The sequence below is a fragment of the Mycobacterium sp. E1386 genome, assembly GCF_001672745.1.
Classification (GTDB): domain Bacteria; phylum Actinomycetota; class Actinomycetes; order Mycobacteriales; family Mycobacteriaceae; genus Mycobacterium.
This window is the reverse complement of the sequence record NZ_LZKH01000215.1, coordinates 1-6,131: the sequence shown is the minus strand read 5'-3', so window position 1 is coordinate 6,131 and position 6,131 is coordinate 1. Positions and strand designations below refer to the sequence as shown.

Below are 6,131 nucleotides of genomic sequence, written 5' to 3'. Positions count from 1 at the left end.
GCCGCCCCGCGACCCGGTGTAGGTGGCAACGTCGGTTCCATGCGCTTTCGCCGCCGCGGGGAGAGACGCCCCGACACTGTGGGCCAGGAGCTCGTCGAGCAGTTCGTCAACCTCACGCGATGACGGTTGACCGCCGTGCTCCCGGCCCGCTTGGCGCCCGAGCGCGATGCGCCGCAATTCCGCATCGATGGTCTCGCGGTCGCGCATATCAACCAGTTTGAGCGTGTCAGGACATCGTCACAACCCCCGGTAAATGCGGACCGATGACGGCGCCCTTACACGGCTGCGTCCCCGCTGGCCAGATGGCGTTGCCAATGCTGCCTCGAACGGCCCCCAACGCCAGGGAAGACTCGCTGCGGGCCAGCCGTCACTGTTGCCGGTTGGACCCCTCGCATGCCTCATCGAGGTGGCGCGGTGACAGGCCGGAGGCCCCGGATCCGATTCATTGCCAGTCGGCCTTCGAATGACATGAAAAACGTTCTGGCGCAGTCGATTACATCTTTCCCATACCCCGCGTGGTACGCTTGCCCGGGATGCCCGTCGGCATCCGTTCAAAATGAGAGAAGTTGAAGGTATGACACAGGGAACTGTGAAATGGTTTAACAGCGAAAAAGGCTTCGGTTTTATCGCTCCGGACGGCGGCGCAGCAGATGTGTTCGTCCACTACTCGGAAATCCAGGGAAACGGCTACAGGTCGCTGGAGGAAAACCAGCGAGTTGAGTTCAGTGTCGAGCAGGGGGCCAAGGGTCCGCAGGCAGTCGGAGTGACCGCCGTCTAGGGCGAGTTCTACCGTGTGGGCTGGTGGGTTGTTTCCCACCAGCCCACAGCACGTTAAAGGGTGTTTCGGGCCGCTTCCGGCAGGACACAGATGGGCATGAATTTCGGGCTCGACGAATGACAGGCGCTCGGCGCCGCGTCGTTGCTCACTCTGGCGTGTAGATTGGTGGCAGCAGTCCATGTTCGCGCTGCCGACTAACCAAATTCTTGTGGAGATGATCAGATCCACGAATCGATCGCCCTTCGCCCAGCCAACCATGTTTGGGCCGGAGCCAAACTAACTTGAGGACCCGCTTCATGACATCGTCCGATTTGTTTTCACATCGCTACGAGCCCGAGGTCGTGTCACCTGCCAGTCGCGATGCGGAACCGGTGCAACTTCCGACTTTCTCCGACCGCCCCAATAGCGATTCCGCAGCTCCCAAGCCCTGAGCGCCTGAGCGCGACGCCGGCCTGACCGCGACCCGTCTCGGCCACGCTCCGTCGCCTACTGCGCCGGAGGCGGGACGGGACCGGGCGGTCCGTCGGTCGGGGGCGGTGGCGACGGCGACCGCTGCGTGCAGTCGGGCACGAAGATCACCACATGCCCGACCATCGTCCAACCGATCGCGCACCCCGGCGGCAGCAGAGGGCGGGTACCCGGGGCAGTGATCAGCGCCGTCACCACGACGGTGAGCAGCGCCGGACGGATGAGACGCGAGACGACCTTGGCGGTTGCCGTGGTGGTCGCAGCTCGGCGAATCCTGGTCCGTCTCTCGTTCGGTTCAGCCGCGGCGTCAGCCATGTTGCTTTCCACTCTGCTGGGCGGGCGATTCTCAAGTCTGGAATAAGCCGCGGCCACCTGCAACTCGAGGGGCTTTCCCGGTCGCCTCGAGCTCTTGCTGCCACGGCGCGTGAATCGCGTTGAGATTACTCAGGTTTTGCACTTCAGGAATACCTCGAAGTCCCCCTAGGGCGATACTCGCAACGGCATTGATCTCAGGCGGTCAAATGCGAAAGACTGTTCAGGGCAAATCGACGGAAGTGACTTCAATGAGCACCAGGCCGACTGTCGCCGCGCCGGTGTTTCTCGGCGTAATCGCGTTCCTGGTCGTCGGCTGTTCGTCCCCGACGGCGAAGCCCAATGCGACGGTGACGACGGCTTCAACCGCAGCGACGCCTGCTGCCGCACCACTTGCCTCGAGAACCGTTGCCGCAGCACCAAATCCGCCCCTTGGCGCGCAGCCGCAACTCGCGTCCGACCCGGCTCGGTTGGCCGACGACCTCGTCGCGGACGAGCGCGCGCTGCGTGACCCGTCGGCGGCGGAGCCGGCGCTGACGGCGGCGGCGCACCGCGAGCAGGCCGCGTACCGCGCCATTGGGCGGCATCCCGAGTGGGACTCGATCATCCGGCCGCGCATACCGCCGGAGCTGGCTGACGTCTACGACCGTAACCTCGATGCCCGTCGCCAGCTTCAGGCGATGACACCCGCGAAAGACACCCTGCCCGCGTGGCGGATCGAACCGCCCGCACCCGTTGACGAGCTGATGAATGACTACCACGCGGCGGAAGCGGAGACCGGCGTCGGCTGGAACTACCTGGCGGCGATCAACCTGGTCGAGACCCGATTCGGCAGCATCAACGGCACGAGCACGGCCGGGGCCCAAGGCCCGATGCAGTTCTTGCCGTCCACATTCGCCACCTACGGCCAGGGCGGCGATATCAATTCGCCGCGCGACAGCATCATGGCGGCGGGCCGCTTCCTCGCCGCCAACGGCTTCACCAACGACCCCGACCGCGCCATCTACGGCTACAACCACGCACACGAATACGTCCGGGCGGTCGACCAATACGCCGCACTGATCGCAACCGACCCCGCCGCGTTTCCCACCTACTACCGATGGGACGTCTATTACGTCACCACCGCCGGCGACGTGTTGCTCCCGGTCGGTTACGCGGCGCCGTCACCGGTCCCGGTCGGGGACTACCTCGCGACCCATCCGCAGTAACACCGCCGCCGCTACGCCCGGTCCTTCTTGCGGGCGAGGAACGCTCGCATATGGTGTTGCGGCTCCCCGGTCAAAAAGGCCAGACCGAACTGCTCGATGCTGTCCTCGATCGCCCCGTGGACCGTCATGTCGAACCACTTGTTGAGTAGGCGTTTTTGCTGCCGGACCGCATTCGGGCCGAATCCGGCTAGTTTGCTTGTGAGTTCGGCGATGCGCGAGTCGAGCGCGTCGGCGGCGAGCGCCTCATGCACCAGACCCCACGTCGCGGCCGTGCGTGCGTCGATCGTCTCGCCCGTCAGCAGGAGCCAGGCCGCGTGCGACGCCCCGATCAGCGCGGGCATCAAGGCCGAATGGATCACCGAGGGGATCCCGACCGCCACCTCCGGCATGCCGAATACGGCGCCGGATTCGGCGATCCGCAGATCGCAGCACATCGCGACCTCGAGCCCGCCGCCGAGGCAGTAGCCGGCCAGGCGGGCGACGACGGGGACGGGGCATTCTCGGATCGACTCGCACAGCGTCGCGAGCCGACGGATGAACGCCTCGGCGCTAACCCGGTCCAGGTCGACCATCTCGTTGATATCGGCCCCGCCGATGAACGCCGCGTCCCCTGCCCCGCGCAGCACGACCACCCGGACGTCACCGTCGTCGCCGACGGCGCGGAAAGCCTGGGTCAATTCCTCCACGGCGCCCGTGCCGACGATGTTGAGCCGTTTCGAGTTGGTCAGCTCGATGGTGCGTACGCCGCCGTCGTGAGCGACCCGGACGAACCGCTTCTCCATCGCGTTCACGCGCCCCTCACAGGTACTTCAGGGCGATGTCTTGCAGGTGCGATCGAACGTCTTGACCGGTGGCCTTCTCCAGCTTGATCCCCAGTTCGCCCGCGAGGTTCACGAAGCCCATCAAAAGCATGATCTCCCCATCCGGCTCATCGATCACGTTCTCGACCAGCCGGCTCCAGGCGAACTCGTTGCCGCTGTCAGACGTCCAAGCCGTCATCACGTCGATGGCTCGGCGGACGTTCTCTCGCACATCCATTCCCCGGAGCCTGCCACGGCGACTCGATCGCCGCCCGCCAATGGGCGCATGGGCTAGACCGGCGGATCGTCAGTACAGCGGAACCCAAACTCCCATGTACCAGAAGCCCCAGCCGCCGAACTGCCAGTTGAAGACCGGGATGGCCGTGTAGGAGTCGTATTGGAACGGCCCGAAATCGACCTGCGCGACGGCGACATCACGCTGCGGCCCGGACCACGGACGGTTCCAGCCACCGGGAGGCGGCGGGCCGTCCCAACCCCCTGGAGGCGGCGCGCCCACCCAGTGGGGTGGCGCGTGGCCGGGCGCCGGACCGTCGTTCCAGCCGTGCCCCCGCGGCGGGGGTGGCGGAGGTGCCCCGTGGTCGACGATGCTGAAGCCCGCCCGCGCATCGCCGGGCCCGCCAACCTGGGCGTTACCGCTGACGTACGTCCCGCGCGGAACGTAGGGCTGATGCGGAGGCTGGGTGCTCGGCGGGTTGAGGGCCTGCCTGCCCTGCGGCGGCGGGTTGTGCTCGTTCGCCGGGGCGTTGGGTTGTCCACCCGGTCCGTTCTGATCGTGGTCACCGGGTTGGTTGCCCGGCCCGCCCTGCTGAGGGTATTGCCCGTGGTCGTTCGGCGCCGGCGAGTTCTGTCCGCCCTGCGGCGGGTTGTTCTGCCCGCCCTGCGGCGGGTTCTGCCCGTGCCCACCCTGGGAAGGATTGTTTTGGCCACCGGGCGCGCCGCCGGGTCCACTCTGTTGCCCGCCCGGGTTGCCCCCGCCCTGCTGCCCACCGGGGCCGCCCTGCTGCCCGCCGGGGCCGCCGGGGTTGCCCCCGCCGCCACCGCCATGGCAGCCAGGGCAGGGCGGGGGTGGGTCGAGCGGAGCCGCAGAGGCCGAACCCGCGTTCAAGGTAACCGCGGAGATGCTCATGCCCGCCGCGACGGCCGCCGCGCCGACGACACGTTTCATAGACATAGCTGCGTCCCCTCTTGGGTCTCGATCCCCTGCACTACGGGCAGGTCACGTCCAACTCGAAAGGTTTGGTCACCGGCTGCGGTTGCTGCGGGTTGCTCATGTCGAGCCCGGTCGCGGTGCCCTTGATTGCATAAGTCTTCCCGTTGACCGCGGCCCCCGCGTTGCCCCCTTGATTGGGGGCAGCGTCAGAAAAGCCGAGCGTGATGCCGTTGACGCTGCCGAGTCCGACCGAGTGCACGATGGGCGGGTTGGCGTTGCTGACCACGGCGCCGACCCCGGCTGTCGGATCGCCGATGCCGATGTTGGTGTTGTCACCCGCCGGCGCGCACGTGACCTGACCGCTGACGTTCTGGGCCTGACCATCGACGATGACCTGCGGACCCGTCGCTGACGGCGACGAGGAACCCGACGATCCCGTGCTTGACTTGTTACCCGAACAGCCGGCACCCGCCGCGACCACTACGGCAACACCCGCCACGCCGACGACGATCCCACGCTTCACTACTGCTCTCCTTCGTGTCGCTGGTGTCGCAATAACGAACTCATTGGCCTCGTCAACCTAGCGAGCCCTGGGCCAGTGCCGCGGCGCGCGGATACCCGCTACCCGCAAGTTACAAACGCTGTGTTAGAGGCGGGCGGGCGCGCTCGCAGTCAAGGGAGAACGTGCAACCCCCACCTGCCCAGCAGGGGGTCGATGAGCGTGAAGTAGGTCGTGTAGTCGTCGCCGTCGGGTGAGGACATCAACAGGCCCACGGCACTTACGGTGCCGTCCGGGTTCTTCACGAAACCCGGACTGCCGCTGTCGCCATTGAGGCTGAACACGCTGGCTTCGACAACGTCACCGTCTACGTGTGTGACGGAACCACAGGTCTCACCGGTGACCGCACCCAATTTACAGAAAGGCATGCCTTCGCGAATCTGGTTAGCGCTCAACACATCCCGGACAGTGTACCGTCCTCCGACATCTCCGAGGGGCGCCCCCACGCTCGGGCGAAGGAGGATGATGGCGGCATCCCTCCCGTCGCCCTCCTTCTCGCTGGCGGTGATCTTCCCCAGGGGGACGTCATTGCCGTATGTCCACTGTGAGCCATCGTGGGCATCGCAGTGGCCGCTCGTCATCAGGTAGTAACTTCCGTCATTGCCCTGCGCCGCGAAACCCGATGTGCACGAGCTTTTTTCGTCTTCGACCTTGATGCCCGGCGTGACACCCGGATCGGCCTGCGCCGGGTTCGCCAGCGCCGTCGCGGCGGCGAGCACAGCACCGACCAAGCCCAAACTCCGCAACCACCGCAATGCCACGCCGCCTCTCTTGATGTGTCGGCCAGCATGCTAACAGCGCCAGCGGGTTTCGGCCGCTCGAGGAGCCTCGCCCG

At 66.3% G+C, this 6,131-nt stretch carries 8 protein-coding genes and 1 pseudogene; 2 read left to right on the top strand and 7 right to left on the bottom strand.

Annotation, left to right across the window (positions count from 1 at the left end; all coding sequences use genetic code 11):
• A pseudogene (locus A5709_RS22060) lies at positions 1–207 on the bottom strand (DUF732 domain-containing protein); the annotation flags it as partial.
• A 367-nt stretch (positions 208–574) separates the two neighbouring features.
• Between A5709_RS22060 and A5709_RS22055 the strand changes: the two are divergent.
• Positions 575–778 carry a cold-shock protein gene (locus A5709_RS22055; protein WP_067951426.1) on the top strand — a complete coding sequence of 68 codons (204 nt, stop codon included), beginning with the start codon at positions 575–577 and terminating at the stop codon, positions 776–778.
• 486 nt (positions 779–1,264) lie between these two features.
• Here A5709_RS22055 and A5709_RS22050 read toward each other — a convergent pair whose 3' ends face one another.
• On the bottom strand, positions 1,265–1,561 hold the full coding sequence (locus A5709_RS22050) for a hypothetical protein (protein WP_156768128.1): 297 nt from the start codon (positions 1,559–1,561) through the stop codon (positions 1,265–1,267).
• 248 nt (positions 1,562–1,809) lie between these two features.
• Here A5709_RS22050 and A5709_RS22045 point away from each other — a divergent pair, with 248 nt between their 5' ends.
• Entirely contained in the window at positions 1,810–2,766 is a 957-nt protein-coding gene (locus A5709_RS22045; protein ID WP_068122473.1) for a lytic transglycosylase domain-containing protein, read from the top strand.
• 11 nt (positions 2,767–2,777) lie between these two features.
• Here A5709_RS22045 and A5709_RS22040 read toward each other — a convergent pair whose 3' ends face one another.
• The 5 genes from A5709_RS22040 to A5709_RS22020 all read right to left on the bottom strand — a co-directional run bounded on the left by A5709_RS22040 (position 2,778) and on the right by A5709_RS22020 (position 6,057).
• Entirely contained in the window at positions 2,778–3,548 is a 771-nt protein-coding gene (locus tag A5709_RS22040; protein ID WP_068122483.1) for an enoyl-CoA hydratase, read from the bottom strand.
• 16 nt (positions 3,549–3,564) lie between these two features.
• Positions 3,565–3,804: a hypothetical protein gene (locus A5709_RS22035; RefSeq protein WP_046185545.1), complete on the bottom strand. Its 240-nt coding sequence runs from the start codon at positions 3,802–3,804 to the stop codon at positions 3,565–3,567.
• 69 nt (positions 3,805–3,873) lie between these two features.
• A complete protein-coding gene (locus A5709_RS22030; RefSeq protein WP_068122471.1) occupies positions 3,874–4,752 on the bottom strand; it encodes an MAP_0585 family protein in 879 nt (292 codons plus the stop codon).
• 40 nt (positions 4,753–4,792) lie between these two features.
• Positions 4,793–5,260 (bottom strand): lipoprotein LpqH, encoded by a 468-nt coding sequence (locus A5709_RS22025; protein ID WP_067951434.1) that lies wholly within the window; start codon positions 5,258–5,260, stop codon positions 4,793–4,795.
• A gap of 149 nt (positions 5,261–5,409) precedes the next feature.
• Positions 5,410–6,057: a S1 family peptidase gene (locus A5709_RS22020; RefSeq protein WP_068122468.1), complete on the bottom strand. Its 648-nt coding sequence runs from the start codon at positions 6,055–6,057 to the stop codon at positions 5,410–5,412.
• Positions 6,058–6,131: the final 74 nt, after the last annotated feature.

Bases quoted from the DNA above. Each gene is read 5' to 3' on its own strand.
- A5709_RS22055 (WP_067951426.1), top strand. From the start codon at position 575: ATGACACAGGGAACTGTGAAATGGTTTAACAGCGAAAAAGGCTTCGGT.
- A5709_RS22050 (WP_156768128.1), bottom strand. From the start codon at position 1,561: ATGGCTGACGCCGCGGCTGAACCGAACGAGAGACGGACCAGGATTCGC.
- A5709_RS22045 (WP_068122473.1), top strand. From the start codon at position 1,810: ATGAGCACCAGGCCGACTGTCGCCGCGCCGGTGTTTCTCGGCGTAATC.
- A5709_RS22040 (WP_068122483.1), bottom strand. From the start codon at position 3,548: ATGGAGAAGCGGTTCGTCCGGGTCGCTCACGACGGCGGCGTACGCACC.
- A5709_RS22035 (WP_046185545.1), bottom strand. From the start codon at position 3,804: ATGGATGTGCGAGAGAACGTCCGCCGAGCCATCGACGTGATGACGGCT.
- A5709_RS22030 (WP_068122471.1), bottom strand. From the start codon at position 4,752: ATGAAACGTGTCGTCGGCGCGGCGGCCGTCGCGGCGGGCATGAGCATC.